At 65.2% G+C, this 22,482-nt stretch carries 16 protein-coding genes; 8 read left to right on the top strand and 8 right to left on the bottom strand.

Annotated features, from left to right (window positions below):
• Nucleotides 1–119: 119 nt before the first annotated feature.
• The 5 genes from fahA to IVA75_RS20550 all read right to left on the bottom strand — a co-directional run bounded on the left by fahA (nt 120) and on the right by IVA75_RS20550 (nt 5,758).
• A complete protein-coding gene (gene fahA, locus IVA75_RS20570; protein ID WP_247284779.1) occupies nt 120–1,394 on the bottom strand; it encodes a fumarylacetoacetase in 1,275 nt (424 codons plus the stop codon).
• A gap of 175 nt (nt 1,395–1,569) precedes the next feature.
• Nucleotides 1,570–2,916, bottom strand: coding sequence for a homogentisate 1,2-dioxygenase (gene hmgA, locus IVA75_RS20565; RefSeq protein ID WP_247284778.1), 1,347 nt, complete (start codon nt 2,914–2,916; stop codon nt 1,570–1,572).
• On the bottom strand, nt 2,913–3,875 hold the full coding sequence (locus IVA75_RS20560; protein ID WP_247284777.1) for an MBL fold metallo-hydrolase: 963 nt from the start codon (nt 3,873–3,875) through the stop codon (nt 2,913–2,915). Before IVA75_RS20560 ends, hmgA begins: the two co-directional genes overlap by 4 nt.
• 21 nt (nt 3,876–3,896) lie before the next feature.
• Nucleotides 3,897–4,121: a DUF2783 domain-containing protein gene (locus IVA75_RS20555; protein WP_247284776.1), complete on the bottom strand. Its 225-nt coding sequence runs from the start codon at nt 4,119–4,121 to the stop codon at nt 3,897–3,899.
• 8 nt (nt 4,122–4,129) lie between these two features.
• Nucleotides 4,130–5,758 carry an FAD-dependent oxidoreductase gene (locus tag IVA75_RS20550; RefSeq protein WP_247284775.1) on the bottom strand — a complete coding sequence of 543 codons (1,629 nt, stop codon included), beginning with the start codon at nt 5,756–5,758 and terminating at the stop codon, nt 4,130–4,132.
• Nucleotides 5,759–5,868: 110 nt separating this feature from the next.
• On the opposite strand from IVA75_RS20550, the gene IVA75_RS20545 reads away from it, so the two are divergent.
• On the top strand, nt 5,869–6,411 hold the full coding sequence (locus tag IVA75_RS20545; RefSeq protein ID WP_247284774.1) for a MarR family transcriptional regulator: 543 nt from the start codon (nt 5,869–5,871) through the stop codon (nt 6,409–6,411).
• On the opposite strand, the gene IVA75_RS20540 is transcribed toward IVA75_RS20545, so the two are convergent.
• Nucleotides 6,412–7,218, bottom strand: a complete 807-nt coding sequence (locus IVA75_RS20540; protein ID WP_247284807.1) for an N-acyl homoserine lactonase family protein — start codon at nt 7,216–7,218, stop codon at nt 6,412–6,414. It abuts the gene before it with no gap.
• A 372-nt stretch (nt 7,219–7,590) separates the two neighbouring features.
• Here IVA75_RS20540 and IVA75_RS20535 point away from each other — a divergent pair, with 372 nt between their 5' ends.
• The 4 genes from IVA75_RS20535 (at nt 7,591) to IVA75_RS20520 (ending at nt 14,151) form a co-directional block, all read left to right on the top strand.
• Nucleotides 7,591–9,096 (top strand): caspase family protein, encoded by a 1,506-nt coding sequence (locus IVA75_RS20535; protein WP_247284773.1) that lies wholly within the window; start codon nt 7,591–7,593, stop codon nt 9,094–9,096.
• A gap of 146 nt (nt 9,097–9,242) precedes the next feature.
• Nucleotides 9,243–9,914 (top strand): OmpA family protein, encoded by a 672-nt coding sequence (locus IVA75_RS20530; protein WP_247284772.1) that lies wholly within the window; start codon nt 9,243–9,245, stop codon nt 9,912–9,914.
• A gap of 158 nt (nt 9,915–10,072) precedes the next feature.
• Complete coding sequence (locus tag IVA75_RS20525; protein WP_027515083.1) at nt 10,073–11,002, top strand: efflux RND transporter periplasmic adaptor subunit; 930 nt, start codon at nt 10,073–10,075, stop codon at nt 11,000–11,002.
• Entirely contained in the window at nt 11,002–14,151 is a 3,150-nt protein-coding gene (locus tag IVA75_RS20520) for an efflux RND transporter permease subunit (protein WP_247284771.1), read from the top strand. The genes IVA75_RS20525 and IVA75_RS20520 overlap by 1 nt, the downstream gene beginning before the upstream one ends.
• Nucleotides 14,152–14,355: 204 nt before the next feature.
• Here the strand turns inward: IVA75_RS20520 and IVA75_RS20515 are convergent, their stop codons facing one another.
• Entirely contained in the window at nt 14,356–15,030 is a 675-nt protein-coding gene (locus tag IVA75_RS20515; protein ID WP_027568341.1) for a Crp/Fnr family transcriptional regulator, read from the bottom strand.
• A 235-nt stretch (nt 15,031–15,265) separates the two neighbouring features.
• On the opposite strand from IVA75_RS20515, the gene IVA75_RS20510 reads away from it, so the two are divergent.
• From IVA75_RS20510 to IVA75_RS20500, 3 genes are all read left to right on the top strand, one after another.
• Nucleotides 15,266–17,344: an AsmA family protein gene (locus IVA75_RS20510; protein ID WP_247284770.1), complete on the top strand. Its 2,079-nt coding sequence runs from the start codon at nt 15,266–15,268 to the stop codon at nt 17,342–17,344.
• Nucleotides 17,345–17,614: 270 nt separating this feature from the next.
• Entirely contained in the window at nt 17,615–20,062 is a 2,448-nt protein-coding gene (locus IVA75_RS20505) for an adenylate/guanylate cyclase domain-containing protein (protein WP_247284769.1), read from the top strand.
• A 249-nt stretch (nt 20,063–20,311) separates the two neighbouring features.
• Nucleotides 20,312–21,139 carry a hypothetical protein gene (locus IVA75_RS20500; protein ID WP_247284768.1) on the top strand — a complete coding sequence of 276 codons (828 nt, stop codon included), beginning with the start codon at nt 20,312–20,314 and terminating at the stop codon, nt 21,137–21,139.
• Here the strand turns inward: IVA75_RS20500 and IVA75_RS20495 are convergent, their stop codons facing one another.
• Complete coding sequence (locus IVA75_RS20495) at nt 21,140–22,429, bottom strand: Spy/CpxP family protein refolding chaperone (protein WP_247284767.1); 1,290 nt, start codon at nt 22,427–22,429, stop codon at nt 21,140–21,142.
• Nucleotides 22,430–22,482 lie beyond the last annotated feature (53 nt).

Here is a 22,482-nt window from a genome sequence, read left to right as displayed (position 1 = left end):
CTCTCTCCAGGTCATTGCGAGGAGCCCTTGCGACGAAGCAATCCAGACTGCCTCCGCGGAAAGATTCTGGATTGCTTCGCTGCGCTCGCAATGACGGAGTTTGTGGAAGCGGCGGCGCCCTACTCCGCCGCCAGAATCGTCCCCTCGACCTCACCAAAACCGACGCGATAGCCTTCGCCCTGGCACCAGCCGCGCATGACGAGGCTGTCGCCGTCTTCCAGGAATGACCGCTTGATGCCGCCGGGCAATTCGACCGGCTCGGTGCCGTTCCAGCTGATCTCCAGCAGGCTGCCGCGCTGGTTCTTCTCCGGGCCGGAAATGGTGCCGCTGCCCAGGAGATCTCCGACATTCATCGCGCAGCCGGAGGAGGCGTGGTGCATCAGCTGCTGCACCGAGGACCAGTACATGTACTTGAAATTGGTACGGCTGATACCGGCCGGCGCGTTGGCCCCAGCGGCACGCAAGGAGACGTCGAGCTCGAGCTCGTAGTTCTGCGGCTTGCCCTGCTTGAGGTAGTCGAGCGGCACCGGCTCCTGCTCCGGCCCGCTCAGGCGAAACGGCTCCAGCGCCTCGCGCGTCACCACCCACGGGCTGATCGAGGTCGCGAACGCCTTGGCGAGGAACGGGCCGAGCGGCACATATTCCCATTGCTGGATATCGCGCGCGCTCCAGTCGTTGAGCAGCACGAAGCCGAAAATCATCTCCTCGGCCTGCTGCTCCGTGAGCATGCCGCCCATGGCTGAGGGCTGGCCGATCACGACGCCCATCTCCAGTTCGAAATCGAGCCGCTTGCACGGTCCGAAGCTCGGCGCCTCCACATTCGGCGGCTTGAGCTGCCCGCGCGGCCGCTTCACCTTTGTGCCGGAGACCACGACGGTCGAGGCACGGCCGTTGTAGGCGATCGGCATATGGAGCCAGTTCGGCTGCAGCGCATTGTCCTTGCCACGGAACATCACGCCGACATTGGTGGCGTGTTCTTTCGACGAATAGAAATCGGTGTAGCCGGAGACTGCGAATGGCAGATGCAGTTTCGTATCGCGCATCGGCAGCAGAGCCTGCTTGCGCAGCTCCTCGTTGTCGCGCAGTTCTGGATGATCGTGGCGCAAGAGCTCGCTGATCCGCGCCCGCGTCTTCGTCCAGACCTTTGGCCCCAACGCCATGAAAGCATTGAGCGACGGCGTCGAGAACACGCCGAGCGGGCCGACGTCGAGCCGCGAATCCTGCTCGAGCTCCCAGAGATCGAGCACGTAGTTGCCGATCGCCACGCCGACGCGGGGAGTCGGATTGGCCGCGGTCGAGAACACGCCGTAAGGCAGGTTCTGGATCGGGAAATCGGAGGCGGGATCCACGTCGATGAAGGAGCGGAGGCTGGGGTCGTTGGGGTGCGTTGTCACTTTTCGCCAGTCCTTTTTCCTTCTCCCCTTGTGGGAGAAGGTGGCGCGAAGCGCCGGATGAGGGGTTGTATCGACAATTGATACTGCGAGAGGCTCATTGGGGAGAGAGACCCCTCACCCGTCTCGCCGCTATGCGGCGAGCCACCCTCTCCCACAAAGGGAGAGGGTAAGAAGGCTACGGCTTGCTCGGATCGAACCGCTTTTCCAGACCCTTCCAGCAATCCGCGTAGTCGTCCTGCAATGTCGCGGAATTCGCGGCGTGCGCGGTGACGCGCTGCGCGTAGCGGGTCTCGAACATGAAAGCCATGGTGCCGGTCAGCTTCACCGGCTTCAGCTCGCCGTTGCTGGCGTGCTCGAAGGCATCGCGATCGGGGCCGTGCGGCAGCATGCAATTGTGCAGGCTCATGCCGCCCGGCACGAAACCTTGCGGCTTGGCGTCGTAGACGCCGTAGATCAGGCCCATGAACTCGCTCATGATGTTCATGTGATACCACGGCGGGCGGAAGGTGTTGTCGGCGACCATCCAGCGCTCGGGGAAGATCACGAAGTCGATGTTCGCCGTGCCCGCGGTCTCCGACGGCGAGGTCAGCACGGTGAAGATCGATGGATCGGGATGATCGAAGCCGATCGCGCCGACCGGCGAGAAACTACGCAGATCATATTTGTACGGCGCGTAATTGCCGTGCCAGGCGACGACGTCGATCGGCGAATGCGGCAGCGTGGTCTTGAACAGCGATCCGCCCCACTTCACGTAAAGCTCGGTCGGCGTATCCTTGTCCTCGTAGTGAGCGACCGGCGTCAGGAAGTCGCGGGCATTGGCAAGGCAATTGGCGCCGATCGGCCCGCGCTCCGGCAGCGTGAAGGCGCCGCCGTAGTTTTCACAGAGATAGCCGCGCACCGGCCCGTTCGGAATCTCCACCCGGAACTTGACGCCGCGCGGGATCACCGCGATCTCACCGGGCTCGGCATCGATGCGACCGAACTCGGTGACGATGCGAAGATTGCCCTGCTGCAGCACGAACATCAGCTCGCCGTCGGCATTGTAGAAGTGCTGGTCCACCATCGACTTGGTGATGAGATAAACATGCGCGGCCATGCCAGCCTGGGTGTTGACGTCACCGGCCGTCGTCATGGTCTGCACGCCCTGGAGGAATGTCATGTCCTCCTTCGGGATCGGCGCCGGATCCCAGCGCAATTGCGCGATCGGCAGATCGTTTTCATGGCACGGTGCCGAGCGCCACAGACCGCCGTCGGCCTTCTCGAAGCGACCCGAATGTTTCACCGACGGGCGAATACGATAGAGCCAGGAGCGCTCGTTGCTGCCGCGCGGCGCGGTGAAGGGAGAGCCGGAAAGCTGCTCGGCATAGAGGCCGTAGGCACAGCGCTGCGGCGAGTTGCGCCCGATCGGCAACGCGCCTGGCAGCGCCTCGGTCTCAAAACTGTTGCCGAAGCCGGACATGTAGCCCGGCGTGACCTGCGCCGTGCTGCGAATGATCTGATCGGGCGAGGTATTGATGTTCATGATGATCCTCCTCCTTGCAGGGCGGCCCACATCTCCTGGTCGCGCTTGTCAGTCCAGATCACGGGGTCGTCGATTCCCGAGGCCTCGTCGAAGGCACGCGACACGTTGAACGGCAGACAGTGCTCGTAGATGGCGAAGCTCGAAAATTTCGGATCCATGACCTCGCGCGTCGCGGCCATCGATTCCTTCAGCGTGCGGCCCCTGGCGACCGAGATTTCGGCGGCGCCGTAGAGCGAGGTGACGAAGTCACGCGTCATCGCGATGGCTTCGCGCACCGTGGCGACACCGTTGAGCGCATCGCCGCGGCCCGGCGCGATCGCCTTGGGATTGAAGTTGCGGATCTCGTTCAGCGTCAGCGGCCATTCGCGCAAGTGCGCGTCGCCGCAATAGCAGGCCGAGTGGTATTCGATCAGGTCACCGGAGAACATCACCTCGGCATCGGGCACCCAGGCGACGATGTCGCCGGAGGTGTGGCCGGCGCCAAGCTGCATCAGGCGCACCTCGCGCTTGCCGAGATAGATCGACATCTCGCCTTCGAAGGTCAGCGTCGGCCAGGTCAGGCCGGGAATGCTCGATGCGTCCTGAAACAGGCGCGGGAAGCGGCCGTACTCGGAATCCCAATCCTGCTGGCCACGCTCCTCGATCAGGCGATAGGTCTCCTGCGAGGCGACGATGCCCTGCGCCTTGTAGGCGGAGGCACCGAGCACGCGCACGGCGTGATAATGCGACAGCACGACATATTTGATCGGCTTGTCGGTGACGGTACGGACGCGCTCGATCACCTTGTTGGCCATCGCCGGCGTCGACTGCGCGTCGAACACCAGGCAGCCGTCGTCGCCGACGATGATCGCGGTGTTCGGATCGCCCTCCGCGGTGAAGGCGTAGAGATCGGTGCCGATCTCGGAGAAGGTGATCTTCTTCTCGGAGAGGTCGCCGGTGGATGCGAAGTTCTTCGCCATCAGTTGTTCCTTGTATCGGGGTTATTGTTGTTGCTGTTGTTGCTGCTGGCCGTCGATCATGCGGCGCTTCGCGAGGACGATCGCCTCGCGCAGCACGTCGATATCGCCGATATGGTTGGCGAGGATCAGCACCAGCGCCGCGTCGAAGTCGGCGCTTTGCTCGTCGGTGTAGCCACGATGCGCCTCCACGATGGCACGAAAGGCGTCGTCGGGTCGCGCGAAGTTGGAGCTGGTGGAGAGCGGCATGCGAATCCTCAATTCAAGCCTTGAGACCGCGACAGCGCGGTCTCGATCGCTTCGCGCGTTGGACGCCGGAAGCGGGCCGCAACATAGCCATCGGGCCTGAGCAGATAGGCGACCCCGGGCTCCGCGTCGTAGCGCTTGGCAACAAGGCCCGAAGGATCGACAAGGCCGTCCTCACTGCCGATGCGGATCTCCTTCACGCCTTCGGGCGCCTCAGTCGCCGCGCCATTGCTGAACGACAGCAAGGTGAAGTCAGTCCCACCCTTGCGGAACGCATCGGTCAAATAGGCTTGCTCACCCGCGCGCGGCGTAACGGGAGCATCGAGCATCGAACAACCCGGGAGCGGGCCACCGCGCCACGCATCCGCATCGGGCGATGACAGCGGCGAGTCATAGCTGCACGGCACCGAGAGCCGCCCGCCATTGACCATGCGCTTGCCGAACTCCGTTTCCTTGGCCAGCGACAGCACTGCCTTGCGCAGCCGCGCTTCCTGATGCGAGTTCGGCGCCATGAAGTCGGTCGAACGGGTGGATTCGCGGATGTTCTCGTCGGCCGCCAGACTGCGCTCAACATGATAACTCTCGAGCAGGCTCGCGGGTGAGGCGCCGCGCAGCACGCGGTCGAGTTTCCAGGAGAGGTTTTCGGCGTCCTCGAGTCCCGAATTGGCGCCGCGCGCGCCGAACGGCGAGACCTGGTGCGCGGAATCGCCCGCAAAAATCACGCGGCCATGGACGAAGCGGTCCATCCGCCGGCACTGGAATTTGTAGAGCGAGATCCACTCGAACTCGAACTTGTCGTGGCCGAGCATGCGCGCAATCCGCGGCCGCACGTTCTCGGGCTTCTTCTCGACGATGGGGTCGGCATAGCGATTGAGCTGAAGGTCGATGCGCCAGACATCGTCGGGCTGTCGGTGCAACAGCGCCGAGCGCCCCGCATGAAACGGCGGATCGAACCAGAACCAGCGCTCGGTCGGGAATTCCGCGGTCATCTTGACGTCGGCGATCAGGAACTGGTCCTCGAACACCTGTCCCGCGAAGTCGGCGCCCACCATCTGCCGCAGCGAAGAGCGCGCGCCGTCGCAGGCGACGACATATTGCGCGTGCAGGCGATAGGCGCCCTCCGGCGTCTCGATCGTCAGCGCGACGGAATCGTTGCGGCGCTCCAGCGCCGTCACCTTGTTGCGCCAGCGCAGATTGATCTCGGGCAGCTCGCTGATGCGGTCGACCAGATAGGACTCTGCGTAATATTGCTGGAGATTGACGAAGGCCGGCCGCTTGTGACCGTCCTCCGGCAGCAGATTGAACTGGTAGAGCTGCTGATCGCCGTGGAAGATGCGGCCGACGCTCCAGACCACGCCCTTGTCGACCATGCGGTCGCCGACGCCGAGCCGGTCCCAATATTCCAGCGACCGTTTCGAGAAGCAGATCGCGCGAGAGCCCTCGCCAATGCGGTCGGCATCATCCAGAAGGACGACGTGCTGGCCGCGCTGGGCAAGGTCGATCGCCAGCGACAGCCCGACCGGACCCGCGCCGACGATCACCACGGGATGCTCGGCCGCGCCCTGCCCGGGACGATCCTGATCGGGGTGGCGGCGATAGCCGAACTGGGTTTTGGCCTGATGCGTATTGGCCTGCGCCATGCGCTAACCTCGGCTCTGGTCAGAAGAGGACTGATCTGCTAGATAGTCTCACGTGCAACTATTTTGGACCGGAGCCGGCCGGCCGTCAACCGGAATTCGGAGCGCTCTCCTTGGCGAGGACATCCAGCGACATCGCGCTGAAGACACGTGAGGCCGATGCGGCCTCAGCGCGGCCACAAACACGGCTCGACCTGTTCAGGTTCGTGCCGTTCCGCCTCAACCGGCTCGCGGCGGAGGTCAGCGCCGCTCTTTCGGTCGAATATCAGGAACGCCACGGCCTCGACATCCCGGCCTGGCGCGTGATCGCGACGCTCGGCTTCCGCAACGATGCCTGCAGCGCGCAGTACGTCGCGCAATGCACCCGCACGCACAAATCCACCATCAGCCGCGCGGTGACCATGCTGCTGCAGCAGGGTTTGATTGAGCGCGTCGAGAACGAAGCCGATCGCCGCGAATTCCGCCTGCGACTGACGAGGAAAGGCCGCACGCTCTACGAGGAGCTGTTTCCGCAATTGCTGCGGCGGGAAGACGAGATCCTCGCCTGCCTCTCCGCGCAGGAGCGAAAACAGCTATCGACGCTGCTCGGCAAGATCGAACAGAGCCTCGATTTGATCCAGACCAGCGAAGAGGCCGACGCCAAGCAGGCGTATTGATCACTTTGCAAACGACCGCGACGGCGGCAAATGCAGGGCCCACACATCGCCCTGGTCGCTGGCGCGCGGATAGATCTCGGTCACGATCGGGTCGTGGCCGGGAATGAACCGGTCGGGATGGCCCGCGAGACGCTCGATCGTCTCCCATCCAGCCGCCATGTCGCCGACATTGTAGACGATCGGAAATGGGCTCCTGCGCTGGAGATTGGCGTAGTAATGCGCGGCATCGGACGCCAGCACCACCGGTCCGCGGGTGGTCTCGACCCTCACCACCTGCAGGCCGTCGGAATGGCCGCCGACGCGGTGGACGGTGACGCCGAGCGCGACCTCGCCGTCGCCGGAATAGAAGTTGACGCGCTCGCCATAGACATGGCGGACCATCTGCGTGACGTGCTCGACCGAGAACGGATGTCGCAGCAGTCCGTTGCACATGCAGCGCCCCGTCGCGTAGGCCATCTCGCGCTCCTGGATATGGAAGCGCGCGTTCGGGAAGCGGTCCAGATTGCCGGCGTGGTCGTAATGCAGATGCGTCACGATGATATCGCGAATGCTCGACGCCGCGACACCAAAGCGCTCCAGCGCGTCGACCGGATTGAGCGTCAGCTTGCGGGCCCGCGCGGACGCTTCCTCGGCATTGAAGCCGGTATCGACCAGGATGTCGCGGCCGTTGCCGCGAATCAGCCAGACGAAATAGTCGAGGTCCTGCGCCGCGCTGTCATGCGGGTCGGGCGCGAGGAAGTTCATGTTGGGCGTGCGCGGCGACATCGTCGCGTAGCGCAGGGCGTAGATTTCGTAGGCGTTTCCCATGGTTTTGATCTTGCTCTTTTGTGGATGCACCTTCAGGGCGATCGACCGCACCAAGCCATCGTCCACCGCAAAGGTCAAACACCGCAGGTTGCGAAGGAGGCCCGTCCGCAATGTGAGACCAATCACATTGTTGTCGCCATGGCTGCCCTAACGTGCAGCCGCAATGACAACCAGAATGCATCGCGTGCAATCGTGACCGCCCGTTTATTCCCCCCGCAACATGCCCATGCGTCGCGGTCAATTGTCGCGATCGCGCCGAATCCGCAAGCGGTTGACGCCCCCCTTCCCCGGTTTGATAATGCACATTGCGTAAGTTAAGGTCGCCGCGGCGCAAGCTGGAAACGGCGCCTTTTTGGCTGGATCGCGCTAATTATGAAAATTCGCCTGCTTTTCGTTCTGTCCTTGCTCGTGTCGCTCATCCCGACCGCTCCGTCACTTGCGGCCGGCGATCGCTTTGCGCTGGTTATCGGCAACGCCAAATACCCGGACGCCGACGCTCCCCTGAAGGAACCGCTCAACGACGCGCGCGACGTCGCCGACGAGCTCAAGCGCGACGGCTTTTCCGTCGAGACCGGTGAGAACCTGACCGGTGACGGCATGCGCCGTGCCTTTGACAAGCTCTACGGCAAGATCAAGCCGGGGTCGGTGGCACTGGTGTTCTTCAGCGGCTTCGGCATCCAGTCCGCGCGGCAGAGCTATTTGCTGCCGATCGATGCGCAGATCTGGACCGAATCCGACGTGCGGCGCGACGGCATCAGCCTCGAAACCGTGCTCGGCGAGCTCAACACCCGCGGCGCCGGCGTCAAGATCGCGCTGGTCGACGCCTCCAGGCGCAACCCGTTCGAGCGCCGGTTCCGCAGCTTCTCGGCCGGCCTGACCCCCGTCATCGCGCCGAACGGCACGCTGGTGATGTATTCGGCGGCGCTGGCCTCGGTGGTCTCGGACGCCGGCGGCGAGCACAGCCTGTTCGTCCAGGAACTCCTCAAGGAAATCCGCGTCCCCGACCTGATGGCCGAGGAGACGCTGAACCGCACCAAGATGGGCGTCACCCGTGCCTCCCGGGGCGAGCAGGTACCGTGGATCTCCTCTTCACTGGCCGAGGATTTCTCGTTCATTCCAGGGGCCGGTGGGTCGCGCCCAACAACGACTCCGCCACCCGCGCCGCCGCCGGTCGTCGCCAACAACCCGCAGCCGGCCCCGCCCGCACCTTCACCGCCTCCGCCGCCGAAACCGGCCGACACAGTGGCCGCGCCCGCTCCGTCACCGAAGCCGCAGGTCGAGGCTGCCTTGCCACCGGCACCACCGCCGCCTCCGCCTGTGATTCCGGCCGATCCCGCGACCGCTCCGAGCATGGAGAGCGGGCCGAGCGCGGCCGTCCTGGCCGAGGACCCCACCATCAAGGGGCTGACCGCCAAGATCGCGGCCAATCCGGATGACGTGAACGCGCTTTACCGGCGCGGTCAGGTCTATGCCAGCAAGGGCGCCTACAGCCTGGCCATCAAGGATTTTGACGAGACGCTGCGGATCAACCCGAAGGACGTCGAGGCTCTGAACAACCGCTGCTGGACCCGCACCGTGGTCGGCGACCTCCAGGGGGCGCTGAAGGATTGCAACGAGGCCCTGCGGCTGCGGCCGAACTTCGTCGACGCGCTGGACAGCCGGGGGCTCGTCAATCTGAAATCGGGGGCGGTGAAGAACGCCATCGCCGATTTCGAGGCCGCCCTGAGGATCAATCCGCGCCTGACCTCCTCGCTGTTCGGACGCGGGATCGCCAAGCAGCGCAACGGCTCGGCGCAGGAAGGTGCGCTCGACATCGCCAATGCCAAGGCGATGGACCCGAACATTGTTCAGGAATTCGCAAGCTACGGAGTGCGTTGATATTTTTTTGAAGCGGGGCCGATGTGCCTCGAACCCGCGACGGCCCGGCGAAGACTAATTGAACGGATGTCGCCGCCCGCCTTTTCGGGGCGGCTTACTGCAGGATTTTCGAACCGCGCCAGCTGGCTGCGCAGGAGGGACTGGCTATGAGATTGGCTGCAAAGGGACTTACCGCACTCCTGTCCATCATCACCGTCGGCGCCGCGCTGTCGCTGACGATCCCGCTTGCCTTCGCGGCCGACGACGGCAACAGCAAGAACGTCACCGAGGACGAGATCGTCCGCGCGCTGGCGCCGCCGCCGAAAAAGCCGCTGACGCGCGGCCTCTCGATCGCTCCGCAGGCCGATCCCGCACCGAGTGCGACTGAGTCCAAGCTGATCCAGTCCGTGCGCGGCCGCTCGACACGCTCCCTTTCGTCGGTCGAGCGTGAAGAAATCGCGTCGGCGGCCAAGGACAAGCCGAACATCGATCTGGAAATCACATTCGACTACAACTCGGCCAATATCAGCGCCAAATCGCTTGCCTCGGTCCAGGCGCTCGGCCGCGCGCTGACCAGCCCCGACCTGAAGGGCTCGACCTTTGTGGTCGCCGGCCACACTGACGCCGCCGGCGGCGAGAGCTACAATCAGGACCTGTCGGAGCGCCGCGCGGATTCGATCAAGCGCTATTTGGTCGACAAGTACAGCATCTCCGCGACCGACCTCGTCACGGTCGGCTACGGCAAGAGCAAGCTGAAGGACCCGGCCCAGCCGATGGCCGAGGTCAATCGTCGCGTGCAGGTCGTCAACATGGAAAACAAGACCACCGCATCGAAGTGAGCACGACGTAATCCTTTGAAGTGACAAGTCGTGATGTGGTGTAAAGTCTTGCTACCAGCGCGCGTCCCGCAGCCTTGCGGGACGCTGCTTCATTTCAGGAAAACGCTCTCCATGGGCCGCGCGCGGATGGCCGTGAGCCAGGCCAGGACGATCCGGCAATGAACCTCTCCCAATATCTCAAGCCGGCCGGAACGGTGGTCTTCGTCGTCGCGCTCGGCGTCGGCTATTATCTGTTCGAGCACCGGCATCGCGCCGAGCCCAAGGAAACGCCGAGCGAGGCCCTGGTCATCGTAACCAAGTCGACCAATGCCTGCTTCTCGGACTTGGTTCGGGTGACCGGCTTCTTCGTGCCGCGCCGCGAAGCCGTGGTCGTCGCCGACCAGGAGGGATCCAGGGTCACCGACCTCTTCGTCACCGAGGGCACCCTCGTCACCGACAATCAGGAGCTGGCGCGCCTGACCGCACCGCCCCAGATCCCGGGCCAGCCGCAGCGGCCCGGCCCGCAAGGTCCGGTTTCGCTGAAGGCCTCTGCGCCCGGCCTCGTCACCGAGGTCCGCACCATCGTCGGCGCGCCGGCCTCGCCGCAGGCTGGCCCGATGTTCCGAATCGCCGTCAACAACGAGATCGAGTTGGACGCGCAGGTCCCGGCGGTGCACATGGCCAAGCTCAGCTCCGGCGCGACCGTTCGCATCAGCCGCGACGACGCGCCCGATCTGATCGGGCGGGTCAGGCTGGTGGCGCCCGAAATCGATCGCGCCACCCAGCTCGGCCGCGTGCGCATCAGCGTCACCAACAATCCCTCGCTGAAAGTCGGCGTGTTCGCCCGCGCCTCGATCGACGCCAAGCGAAGCTGCGGCGTCGCGGTTCCCAAGACCGCGATCGACCATCTCACCGTGCAGGTCGTCAAAGGCAACATTGTCGAGACGCGCAAGGTACGGGTCGGGCTGTCGTCGGACAGCGCGACGGAAATCCTGGAGGGCCTCAACGTCGGCGAGATTGTCGTCGCCGACGCCGGCTCTTCGCTGCATGACGGCGACCAGATCAAGACCATGTTCGCCGATGAACTCGATCGCACGCGGGTACGCTGATGGCTCTCAATATCTCGGCATGGTCGATTCGCAATCCGCTGCCATCGGTCGTTTTTTCCATCATCCTCCTGATCCTTGGCTGGGTGTCCTTCACCAAGCTCGCGGTGACGCGGCTACCCTCGGCCGACATTCCCGTGATCTCGGTCGCGGTATCGCAATTTGGCGCGGCACCCGCCGAGCTCGAATCCCAGGTCACCAAGACGGTTGAAGACGCCGTCTCCGGTGTCGAAGGCGTAAGGCACATCACCTCGCAGATCACCGACGGCCTGTCGGTGACGACCATCCAGTTCGCGCTGGAAACCAACACCGACCGCGCGCTCAACGACGTCAAGGACGCGGTGACGCGCGTGCGCTCCAATCTGCCGCAGAACGTCACCGAGCCGCTGATCCAGCGCGTCGACGTCATCGGCCTGCCGATCGTCACCTACGCCGCGATCTCGCCCGGCAAGACGCCGGAGCAGCTCTCCTATTTCGTCGACGACGTGGTCAAGCGCGCGCTGCAGGGCGTGCGCGGCGTCGCCCAGGTCGAGCGCATCGGCGGTGTCGAGCGCGAGATCCTGGTCTCGCTCGATCCCGACCGGCTGCAGTCGATGGGGCTGACGGCCGTCAATGTCAGCCAGAGCCTGCGCGGCACCAATGTCGACGTTGCCGGCGGCCGCGCCGAGATTGGCAAGAACGACCAGGCGATCCGCACCCTCGCCGGCGCCAAGACGTTGAGCGACCTTGCCGGCACCATGATTCCGCTGTTCGGCGGCGGCGAGGTCCGGCTCGACGATCTCGGCACCGTGACCGACACCATCGCCGACCGCCGTACCTTCGCCCGCTTCAACGGCGAGCCGATCGTCGCGCTCGGCATCAAGCGCTCAAAGGGTGCCAGCGACGTGAAGGTCGCCGAGGCGGTACAGAAGCGCATCGACACGCTCAAGGCTACTTATCCCGACGTCGACCTGAAGGTGATCGACACCTCGGTCGAATATACCAATGGCAATTACCACGCGGCGATCTCGACCCTGTTCGAAGGCGCCATCCTCGCCGTCGTGATCGTGTTGTTGTTCCTGCGCGACCTGCGCGCCACCATCATCGCCGCGATCTCGCTGCCGTTGTCGATCTTCCCGGCGTTCTGGGCGATGGACCTGCTCGGCTTCTCGCTCAACCTCGTCAGCTTCCTCGCCATCACGCTGTCGACGGGTATTCTGGTCGACGACGCCATCGTCGAGATCGAGAACATCGTCAGGCACATGAATATGGGCAAGTCGCCCTATCGTGCCGCCCTCGAAGCCGCCGACGAGATCGGCCTCGCGGTGATCGCGATCTCGCTGACGATCATCGCGATATTCGCACCCGCGAGCTTCATGTCGGGCATCGCCGGACAGTTCTTCAAGCAGTTCGGCATCACCGTCTCGGTGCAGGTGTTCTTCTCGCTGCTCGCGGCGCGCTTCGTCACGCCGGTGCTCGCCGCCTACTTCCTCAAACATGGCAATCACCAAGAGCCGCCGCCCGGCCGCGTGCTGCGGTCCTATCACAGGCTCGTGGCCTGGTCGGTGAAGCACTATTTCATCACAGTGCTGGCCGGCTTCGGCGTCTTCGCCGCCTCGATCTGGAGCATCACGCTGCTGCCGCAGGGTTTCCTCCCGGCGCAGGACAGCTCGCGCTCGCTGGTTGCGCTCGAGCTGCCGCCGGGCACGCAGCTCGCCTATACCGAAAAAGTCACCGAAGACATCGTTGCGCGCCTGCGCAAGCGGCCCGAGGTGAAGAGCATCTTCGTCGACGGCGGCCGCGTTCCACCGGGGACCCAGGAGGTCCGGCGCGCCGCCTTGATCATCAACTACACGCCCAAGGACAGCCGCGACATCACCCAGCGCGAGCTCGAATTCTCGATCAGCCAGGAGCTGGAGAACATTCCAGACATCCGCTTCTGGTTCCTCGACGAGAACGGCCTGCGCGCCATCTCGCTGGTCGTGACCGGCGCAGACGCCAACATCGTCAACAACGTCGCCAGCGAACTCGCGACGCAGATGAAGCGGATTCCCACCATCTCCAACGTAATCTCGGAAACCACGCTGGAGCGGCCCGAGCTGCGCGTCGAACCGCGCGCCGATCTTGCCGCACGGCTCGGCGTGTCGACCGAAAGCCTGTCGCAGACCATCCGCGTGGCCACCATCGGCGACGTCGGCCCCGCGCTCGCCAAGTTCGACGTCGGCGACCGTCTGGTGCCGATCCGCGTGCAGCTCGAGGATGCCGCGCGCGGCAATCTGAAGACGCTCGAACAGTTGCGCGTGCCGCTCGGCGAGCACGGCGAGAAGGGCGGCGTGCCGCTCTCCGTCATCGCTGACGTCAAGCTCGACCAGGGTCCGACCAGCATCAACCGCTACGATCGCGAGCGACAGGCGACCGTCGCGGCCGATCTCGTCGGCTCCGCCGCGCTCGGCGACGCCACCAAGAAGATCTACGACCTGCCGGTCATGAAGAGCCGGCCGAAGGGCGTGAAGGTCTCGCCCTCCGGCGATGCCGAAAGCCTGAACGAACTGTCCGAAGGCTTTGCCACCGCGATCACGGCGGGCCTGATGATGGTCTACGCCGTGCTGGTGCTGCTGTTCGGCACCTTCCTGCAGCCGATCACCATCCTGTTCTCGCTGCCGCTCTCGATCGGCGGCGCGATCGCGGCCCTGCTGATCACCGGCAAGCAGCTCACGACGCCGGTGTGGATCGGCATCCTGATGCTGATGGGCATCGTCACCAAGAACGCGATCATGCTGGTGGAATTCGCCATCGAGTCCATTCACGCCGGCACACCGCGCGAAGAAGCCATGATCGACGCGGGCATGAAACGCGCTCGCCCGATCGTGATGACCACGATCGCGATGGCCGCGGGCATGATGCCAAGCGCGCTCGCGGTCGGCGCCGGCGGCGAGTTCCGCTCGCCGATGGCGCTCGCGGTGATCGGCGGCCTGATCTTCTCGACCATCTTGTCGCTGGTGTTCGTGCCCGCGATGTTCATGGTGATGGACGATCTCGGCGCGCTGATCTGGCGCTTCGCCAAGCGGCTGGTCGTGCACAGCGAAGATGCGGAGGGCGCAAGTCACCACGGAACTGCGCCGGCGGGAGCGGCACCAGCGCCGAAGAGCATCGTGCACCCCGCGGCGGAGTAGCTATGGCACAAGCGTCAAGTACACAAGGCAGTTCAGCGAGCGCCATCCACGAACCCGACATAGCGGAGGATCGTCTTCGCTACCAAGCATTCAGACGTACCGGTCGTGCTGTGCCGATCGAGGCCGTTAAAGCGTGGGTTGCGAGTTGGGACTCTTCTGACGAACTCCTTCGCCCCGATTGTAGCGACCCAGCCTAACGGCCCCCTACTCGTTCCGCGCGATCGCCGTCAGCTTGGTCATGTTCCGCAGCAGGATGCGGCCGCGCTGGAGATCGAGGATCGCTTCCTTGCGCCAGGCCTGAAGCTGGCGGTTGACGCTCTCGCGGGCGGCGCCGACGAAGACGCCGAGTTGCTCCTGCGAGATGTGCACCTCCGAGCCGAAATCGGCGGCGAGCGCGCAAAGGCGCCGCGCGAGGCGAACCGGCAGCGGCTGGAGCATGGACTCTTCCATGCGCTCGCTCTGCCAGCGGATGCGCTGGCACAGCAGCGCGATGATCTTGATCCCGACCTTCGGCTCGCGTTCGAGGAAAGCGAGAAAGTCTTCGCGCCGCAGCACGAACAGCTCGCTGGCTTCGCCCGCGGTCGCGTCCGCGGTGCGGCTCTGGCCGTCCAGCACCGCAACCTCGCCGAACAGGTCGCCCGGCCCCATGAAGTTCAGCGTCAGGCGGCTGCCGTCGGAGGCGCCGGTCTCGATACGGACCTGGCCACGGCGCACGCCGAACAGCGCATCGCCCGCGTCGCCCTTCTGGAATAGCACCTCGCCGTTCCCCAGATGCTGGGTGTGGCAGAGATTTGCCAGCCGCTGGAGCTCGTCTACGCCGAGATCGGCGAACATCGCATTCATCTTGAGGATGACCGCAAATTCGGCCTGCTTGCTCATTTCAATGTCCTTGTGAATTTCGTTGGCAAATCGCTTGGAACCATCAACATCAGGATCGCGTAAAACCACGCCGGGGAAGTGTGCCATAAGTCACATAACTTTGCAGCACCCCCAGACTATTTTTACGTGCTTGGAGCCGCTTCCCGTCCCGGGATAAACTCAGGCGTAAAGGACGCGTGCAAATGACGGTCATCTGCCGGATTCGACGCCGGTTGTCCGCCGCTGGAAAGTCGACATGAGAGCCGTGAAATTCGCCGGCGCGGCGGTGGCCGCAATCGTCATCGTGATCGCACTCCTGCTGGTGGTCGGGATCCCCTCGGGCTTCCTGACGTCGACGATTGCCTCGCGGGTCGAGAGCGCGACCGGCTATCGCTTGTCGATCGACGGCACCATCAGAATCAGCCTGTGGCCGACGCTGAACGTGACGCTGAACGACCTCGCGCTTGCCGACCCCAAGGACCGCAGCGGCATCACCCGCCTGACCATCGACAGCGTGCAGGCCGACATGTCGCTCTCGAGCGTCTGGTCGGGCCGCCCGAAGATCAGTGAGCTCGTCGTCACCCATCCCGTGCTCTACCAGCCGCTGCTGCGCGAGCGACTGCCGAATGCCGGCGGCACATCGAAGCCGGTCGCGCTCGATACCGACGGCGCCGCCATCGACCGCATCAAGTTCACCGATGGCGAGATCGCATTCGCGCGGGTGCGCGATCGCGTCGAGAGCCGCATCAGCGCGGTCAATGCCGATGCGATCGTCGGCCGCGACCGCAAGATCAGCATCACCGGCACCGCACGGGTCGGCGAGCATCCGACCAAGTTCGACATCAAGGCGACCACGCCGGCGCCGCCGGCCGACCGGCCGACCATTCCGGTGGATTTCGCCATCGACATGCCGGACGTGCTGAAGTCCCGGCTCGCGGGCCATGCCGAGATGCGGCTGAGCGGCGATGTCGTGATGATCAACGGCCTGAATGGCACGCTCGGCGATGGCGCGTTCAACGGCTGGGCCTCGGTCGATATCGCGAGCAAGCCTCTGGTCAAGGTCGATCTCGACTTCCAGCGGCTTGCGATTCCGCTGGCAAAATCGCCGGAAGGCGCGTCCGGGCAACCCTGGAGCGATGCGCCGATCGACGTGTCCGGGCTCAACTATGTCGATGCGCAAATCAGGATCTCCGCGCACGAGGCGGTGATCGGCGATGCGCGTCTCGCGCCGCTGGCGGTTGATGCAAAACTCGCCGGCGGCGTGCTGAAGGCCGGCACCGCCAATCTCGGCGCCTATGGCGGCCAGGTCTCGGGCGAATTGATCCTGGATGCGACCAGCGGCGCGCCGAGCTTTGCGATGCATTCCGACCTCGCCGGCGTGCGCGCGCTGCCGCTGCTCCAGGGCCTCGCCGAATTCGACCGGATCGACGGCAAGCTGCAGGCCAAGCTCGCGCTGCGCAGCGCCGGCACCAGCCAGCGCGCACTGATGGCGAACATGCAAGGCACGGCCTTCGTCAATTTCCAGGACGGGGCCATTCGCGGCATCAACGTCGCGCAGATGATCCGCTCGCTGACCTCGGGCACGTTGTCCGGCTGGCAGGCAAACCAGGACAACGGTCGGGAGCAGAGCACGGATTTGTCGCAGCTCTCGGCGTCGTTCCGGATCGACAAGGGCCAGGCGGTGACCACCGATCTCAGCTTGACCGGACCGCTGGTCCGCGTGACCGGTGCCGGCACGATCGCACTCGACACCAAGATGATGGGCTTTCGCGTCGAGCCGAAGCTGGTGATGACGACCGAAGGCCAGGGCCGCGCCGCCGAGCCGGTCGGCTTCGGCATTCCCGTGATGATCCAGGGTACCTGGTCGCAGCCGCGGATCTATCCTGACATGGCCGGCATGCTGGACAATCCGGACGCCGCCTATGCCAAGCTGCGCGAGATGGGCAAGGGGCTGTTCGGCGCTGATGGGGCCGGGCTCGGCAATATTCTGGGAAGCCTTGGCCTCGGGGGAGCCACCGCGCCGGGTGGCGGCAATGCGACCGGCAATGCCAATCCGCAAACCCAGCAGCCCGGACAGAACAACCCGCTCGGCGGCCCTTTGGGCGAGGCGATCGGCAATCTGATCCAGCAGGGACTTTCCGGTGGCGCGGGAAACGGCACTGGGACTGCCACCGGCACCGGCACTGCCGCCGGCCGCAGCCGCAGCCTGCCTGCAGCGCCATCCACATTGATGCCGCAAGCTTCGCCAGCCTCCCCCGCCCTGGAGGACCCGCCGGCGGCGCAGCAGGACAGCCAGCCGATGAACGACGTGCTGCGGCAGCTCTTTAATCGATGATTGCAGGACCAAAGCGCTGGACTCCCAGCCCTCCCTTGCCAAGCCATCCCCTTACATCGGCTGGCCCGGCGGCGGCTTCCTCCAAACGGATGAGACTGCGACAATTCACCATGCTTCCGCCTGCCCAGCGTCCAGGCGGGTAACCACACCGGCCGGTCAGGCGGCCCCGACCAGTCCCTTCACAGTCCGTTGGACCAAATTGTGCTAGAAGGCTCGCAGGGTCCGTCAGGCCCGTAGCGCCGGCGCCGATGGCGGCGCGAGAGGATCGGGATGGCAGGAGCGAACGACAAGACACGGTTTCTGCGCGAGGGTCTGTTCGCCAAATACGTCGTCTCTCTCGTCGGCCTCGTCGTGTTCGTGCTCGCCGTCAACGGCGCGATGGAGAGCTGGATCTCCTACCGCGCCACCAAGACACAGCTGACCGACGGTCTCGAGGACAAGGCGCAGGCTGCCGCGCGGCGGATCGAGCAGTCGATCTCCGAGCTGGAGCGCCAGATCAGCTGGGTGACGCGGGCGAGCCAGGACACGCTCGAGAAGCGCCGCGCCGACTACGCCCAGCTACTGCACCAGGTCGCGGTCGTCACTCAGCTGTTCCAGCTCAACGGCGACGGCCGCGAGGTGCTGCGCGTCTCGCGCCAGTCGACCACGACCGGCAGCAACGCCGACCTCTCCCGCGACATGCGCTTCACCGACACCGTCGCCCGCGGCGTCAGCTACGCGCCGGCCTGGTTCTCCGACCGGACGCCGTTCATGTCGATCTCGGTGGCGCATTCCGGTTTCAACGCCGGCGTCACCGTGGCCGAGCTCGATCTCAGCTTTCTCTCCGAGTACCTCTCCGACGCCCAGGTCGGCAAGGCTGCCTTCGCCTATGTGGTCGATCCGCGCGGCCGCGTGCTGGCGACGTCGTCGAAGGGGCCCGACGTCGGCAAGGATTTGTCGAAGCTGCCGCAGGTCGCGGCTGCGGTCGCACCGGGCCACGAGCCCGACAATTCGGGCACCGACTTCAACGGCCATGCGGTGATGAGCGCCGCGAGCACCGTGCCGAAGCTCGGCTGGAGCGTGATGTTCGAGCAGCCGACCACACAGGCCTTGATGCCGATCCGCGACCAGCTGGTGCGCATTGGGCTGCTGATCGGCATGGGCCTGCTGGTCGCGATCCTCGCCGGCACGCTTCTGGCGCGCCGCATGATCATCCCGATCACGGCGCTGCGCGACGGCGCGCACAAGCTCGGCGAGGGTGATTTCAGCCATCGCATCGAGGTGCACACCGCGGACGAGCTGGAAGATCTCGCTGGCCAGTTCAACCGCATGGCCAGCCAGATCCAGGAAACCTATTCGGATCTGGAGACCAAGGTCGAGGAGCGCACCCGCGATCTCGCGCAGTCGATCAACGAGCTCAAGGTGCTGGAAGAGGTCGGCCGCGCGGTCGCCGCCTCGCTCGATCTCAACGCCGTGCTGCCGACGATCGCTGCGCGCGCGATCGAGATCACCCATGCCGACGCCGTGCTGATCTACGGCTATGACGCCGAGGCGCGCCGCTTCAATCTGGTCGAGGCCAACGGCATCGACAAATCCGCCGACGGCGCCCATGTCACCATCGACGAAGGCCAGGATATCCTGAGCGATGCGGCCGGGAGCGGCGAACCGATCGCGATTTCAGATCTCGACCAGGCCTCCGAGCAGCCGCTGCGCGACGTCGCGATCGCGGCCGGCTTCCATTCGGTGCTGGTGGTGCCGCTGGTGGATCAGCAGGGCACGCTCGGCTCGCTGGTGGTGCTGCGCCGCGCCGGCGGCGAGTTCGCCCCAAGCATCATCGGCCTGATGCGCACCTTCGCCAACCAGGCGGTGCTGGCGATGCGCAATGCGCGGCTGTTCACCGAAGTCGACCACAAGGGCCGCGAGCTCGCGGCGGCGCACGAAACCGTGCAGCAGCAGGCCGCCAAGCTCCAGGAGCAGACCGAGCAGCTGCGCAACTGGAATCGCTCGCTGGAAGAGCGGGTCGAGAAACAACTCGGCGAGATCGGCCGCATCAAGCGGCTCGAACGTTTCCTCGCGCCGCAAGTCGCGCAGCTGATCGCCTCGTCCGACGGCCACGACGCACTGCTCGACAGCCACCGCCGCGAGGTCACCGTGGTGTTCTGCGATTTGCGCGGCTTCACCTCGTTCACGGAGGCGACCGAGCCGGAAGAGGCGATGAACGTGCTGCGCGAATATCACGCCGCGCTCGGCGAGCTGATCCACCGCTATGAAGGCACGCTCGACCGCTTTGCCGGCGATGGCGTGATGATCCTGTTCAACGCGCCGATTCAATTTGCCGACCATACCAAGCGCGCGGTGAAGATGGCGGTCGAGATGCGTGATGTGATTGGCCATTTGACCGAGAAGTGGAAGAACCGCGGCCACTCGCTCGGCTTCGGCGTCGGCGTCGCCATGGGTTACGCCACGCTCGGCCAGATCGGCTTCGAGCAGCGGCTCGAATATGCCGCGATCGGCAGCGTCACCAATCTCTCCTCCCGCCTCTGCGACGAAGCCAAGGCCGGCCAGGTCGTCGTCAGCCGCCGCGTCTACGGCATGGTCGAGCCCTGGGTCGAAGCCCGCGCACTCGACGATCTCGTGCTCAAGGGCTTCAACCACCCGGTGCTTGCGATGGAGATCCTGTCGTGGCGCGAGGAGGTCGAGAACGTGGTGGATGCCGCCGCAGCAAGGCGGCGCGGGTAGCCCAAACAAAAAACTGCGAAAACAACCCCATGCACAGTAGCCGGGGCCTGCAAGATCAATGGGTTACGCGGGCACGGAATTGGCCGGAAGCCGTTTGACTCGTCGGGCAAAACACCGGCAGGATGGCATCATCCCCACGAACCACATCTCTCGTCCTCGCGACTAACGATCGCCTCCGCGTCGAGGCGAAAGTTCGGATGGAGCCGACCTGTGGCGCTTGCCTTGCCGTCGCGTGCGTATGATTTGCAGATGCTGGACCGGCCCGCCGATCGCGCGCGTGATCATGGCTGGGTCTACGGCCTGCCGCCGGGCATCACGAGCGAGCAATGGCCGCTCGACCCAGTCACCGGGTTTCCGCTGATGCATGGTTTTACACTTCTGCTGCCGAAGGATTATCGCGTACACGGCGAGGATATCGTCGCGGTGTCGTTCTTCGCTACCGCACCAGATCACAATGACGGCGGGGCACCCGACGATCCCGAGATTCGCGAGGCCGTGCTGGCGCGACCAGCGCATCCGCGGCTTTCGCGCATGACCGACATCCTTGATTACGAATATGCCGCGCTGCTGCTGACGAAGCATGAGTACGAGGGCCCGTTCGCGACGCCGCCCGCGCCGCTTCCGCTTGCGACGGCGGAGCGGCCGCGCTGGCTCGATGTCGGCGGCGCCAGCGCTTTCTTCGAATCCGCCCCGCCCTTCGCGCAGAAGATGTTCGCCGGCCCTCCGCGGGGTGACCTGGCGGAGAACCTCGCGATCGCCTTGATGCCGCGCGCGACCGATCCCAATGCCGGCAAGGCCCCGCAGGACCCGCACCTCCCGCGCAATCCGCCGAGCGACTATCAGTCCTACTACTACTTTATCGACGGCGTCCCGACCACCGAGAATTTCCGGTCGCACGACTGGGGCAAGGACCACGCCCACAACCATCTCGGCGGCACCATGCGGCCCTGCCAGGCGGTGCCTGAGATGAGCCCGTTCTACATCGAGTTCGAGGAATATTTCGGCGGCTACAATTTCGGCAGCGGCAACGCGCAGCTCGACTTCAAGGACATGAAGTTCGAGTGGGCCTGCGGGTGATCACACGCCGCGCTTCGGCCCGATCGCCTCGAACCCCGCCTTCTGCTCGTCGCTTAAGTCGGCCTCGAAATCGTCGAGCGCGTCACTAACGCCGTTCACCGCCTGCAGCATCGTCTCCAGCCGCGCCTTCGCGGCGGTGAGGCGGGCCTGTGGTGTCGGTGCGGCCTGTGACAGACAGGCGCTCAGCGTTTCCATGGTGCGCAGCGTGGTGTCCTGGAGCACGTCGAGGCGGGCGCGGGCAGTGTTGTCGAGCTTGAGCGTGGAGGCGATCTCGGCCGCGGGCCATTGCTGCTGAATGAACTGCTCGTATTGGCGCTGCAGCTTCTCGTCGTAGCGGGGATCGCTGTCCGCCTGGCAGGCCGATGCCGCCTGGGGATTCTTTTGCTGCATCGCTGCAAGCGCGGCGCGGCGGTCCTTGGCCAGGCCGTCGAGCTTGGCTCTCTGGTCGTCGTCGAGGAGATCGACGAATTTTGCCAGCGAAGGTGCGACCGCGTCCGTTGCCTTGATCATGGCCTCGAGGCGCTCGCGCATCAGGCCGAGGCGCTCGATGGCCGTCGTGGGGACCTGCGTCGGACAGGCGGCGCGGATGGTGTCGCGCGCGGATGTCCACGCGGTGGCGAGTTCGTCGAGCGCAGTGCGCTGCAATTCATTCGGCTGCACGATAGCGGCAATGCGATCGACCGGCAGGCCGCCGGTGTCGCTGGCATCGCAGACAGTCTCCGCGGTCGGGACTCGCCGTCCGCGCCGTCCTTGCGGCGCGGTGTAGGCGGCAAGCTCGGTGGCCGCATAGGGTGCGAAGATCGCGGCATAGATGTCGCCATAGCCATAGAGCGAGAGGCTGGTCGCATCGCCGAGGATGATCGCGGTGGTGAGGTCGTCATGCGCGAACGGCCAGAACACCGGGCCGACCCAGCCGTAGCTGCCGTCGGGGTGGCGCCACCAGCCTTGCGGACGGCGGCCGCCGTGCCAGCCCGACAGCGCGGCTTGCGCCGTCATTGCGGCACGGAGGACGTAAGGATTCGCAGGCTGGCCGCGCTCTGCGCCGCGAGGATCTTGCGACCTCAACGCTGCGGAGCGGTATCGGCTGCCCCGCACCGCCATGCGGGCATGGCGCAAGCGAGACATGCCGATCATGTGGCCGACGGCAAAGCGCGCTACACCGAGCGGGCCGCCGCGGAAGCCGAACTGCGCCTCGGCGCGACTTGGCAACAGCACCGCCAGAATCACGAGGGTTGCGCCTGATAGCGCCAGCCCCAGCCTTGGCCTGAGCGCCAAGCGTGATCTCGACATGACCACTGACCTGTCCACCTTGGCCCTCCTCCGGCGCCAAGCGCGCATCGCGT

This window comes from Bradyrhizobium sp. 134 (assembly GCF_023074155.1).
Classification (GTDB): Bacteria; Pseudomonadota; Alphaproteobacteria; order Rhizobiales; family Xanthobacteraceae; genus Bradyrhizobium.
This window is presented reverse-complemented; position numbering and strand designations above follow the sequence as displayed.

Bases quoted from the DNA above. Each gene is read 5' to 3' on its own strand.
- hmgA (WP_247284778.1), bottom strand. From the start codon at position 2,916: ATGAACATCAATACCTCGCCCGATCAGATCATTCGCAGCACGGCGCAG.
- IVA75_RS20560 (WP_247284777.1), bottom strand. From the start codon at position 3,875: ATGGCGAAGAACTTCGCATCCACCGGCGACCTCTCCGAGAAGAAGATC.
- IVA75_RS20555 (WP_247284776.1), bottom strand. From the start codon at position 4,121: ATGCCGCTCTCCACCAGCTCCAACTTCGCGCGACCCGACGACGCCTTT.
- IVA75_RS20550 (WP_247284775.1), bottom strand. From the start codon at position 5,758: ATGGCGCAGGCCAATACGCATCAGGCCAAAACCCAGTTCGGCTATCGC.
- IVA75_RS20540 (WP_247284807.1), bottom strand. From the start codon at position 7,218: ATGGGAAACGCCTACGAAATCTACGCCCTGCGCTACGCGACGATGTCG.
- IVA75_RS20535 (WP_247284773.1), top strand. From the start codon at position 7,591: ATGAAAATTCGCCTGCTTTTCGTTCTGTCCTTGCTCGTGTCGCTCATC.
- IVA75_RS20530 (WP_247284772.1), top strand. From the start codon at position 9,243: ATGAGATTGGCTGCAAAGGGACTTACCGCACTCCTGTCCATCATCACC.
- IVA75_RS20525 (WP_027515083.1), top strand. From the start codon at position 10,073: ATGAACCTCTCCCAATATCTCAAGCCGGCCGGAACGGTGGTCTTCGTC.
- IVA75_RS20520 (WP_247284771.1), top strand. From the start codon at position 11,002: ATGGCTCTCAATATCTCGGCATGGTCGATTCGCAATCCGCTGCCATCG.
- IVA75_RS20515 (WP_027568341.1), bottom strand. From the start codon at position 15,030: ATGAGCAAGCAGGCCGAATTTGCGGTCATCCTCAAGATGAATGCGATG.
- IVA75_RS20510 (WP_247284770.1), top strand. From the start codon at position 15,266: ATGAGAGCCGTGAAATTCGCCGGCGCGGCGGTGGCCGCAATCGTCATC.
- IVA75_RS20505 (WP_247284769.1), top strand. From the start codon at position 17,615: ATGGCAGGAGCGAACGACAAGACACGGTTTCTGCGCGAGGGTCTGTTC.
- IVA75_RS20500 (WP_247284768.1), top strand. From the start codon at position 20,312: ATGCTGGACCGGCCCGCCGATCGCGCGCGTGATCATGGCTGGGTCTAC.
- IVA75_RS20495 (WP_247284767.1), bottom strand. From the start codon at position 22,429: ATGTCGAGATCACGCTTGGCGCTCAGGCCAAGGCTGGGGCTGGCGCTA.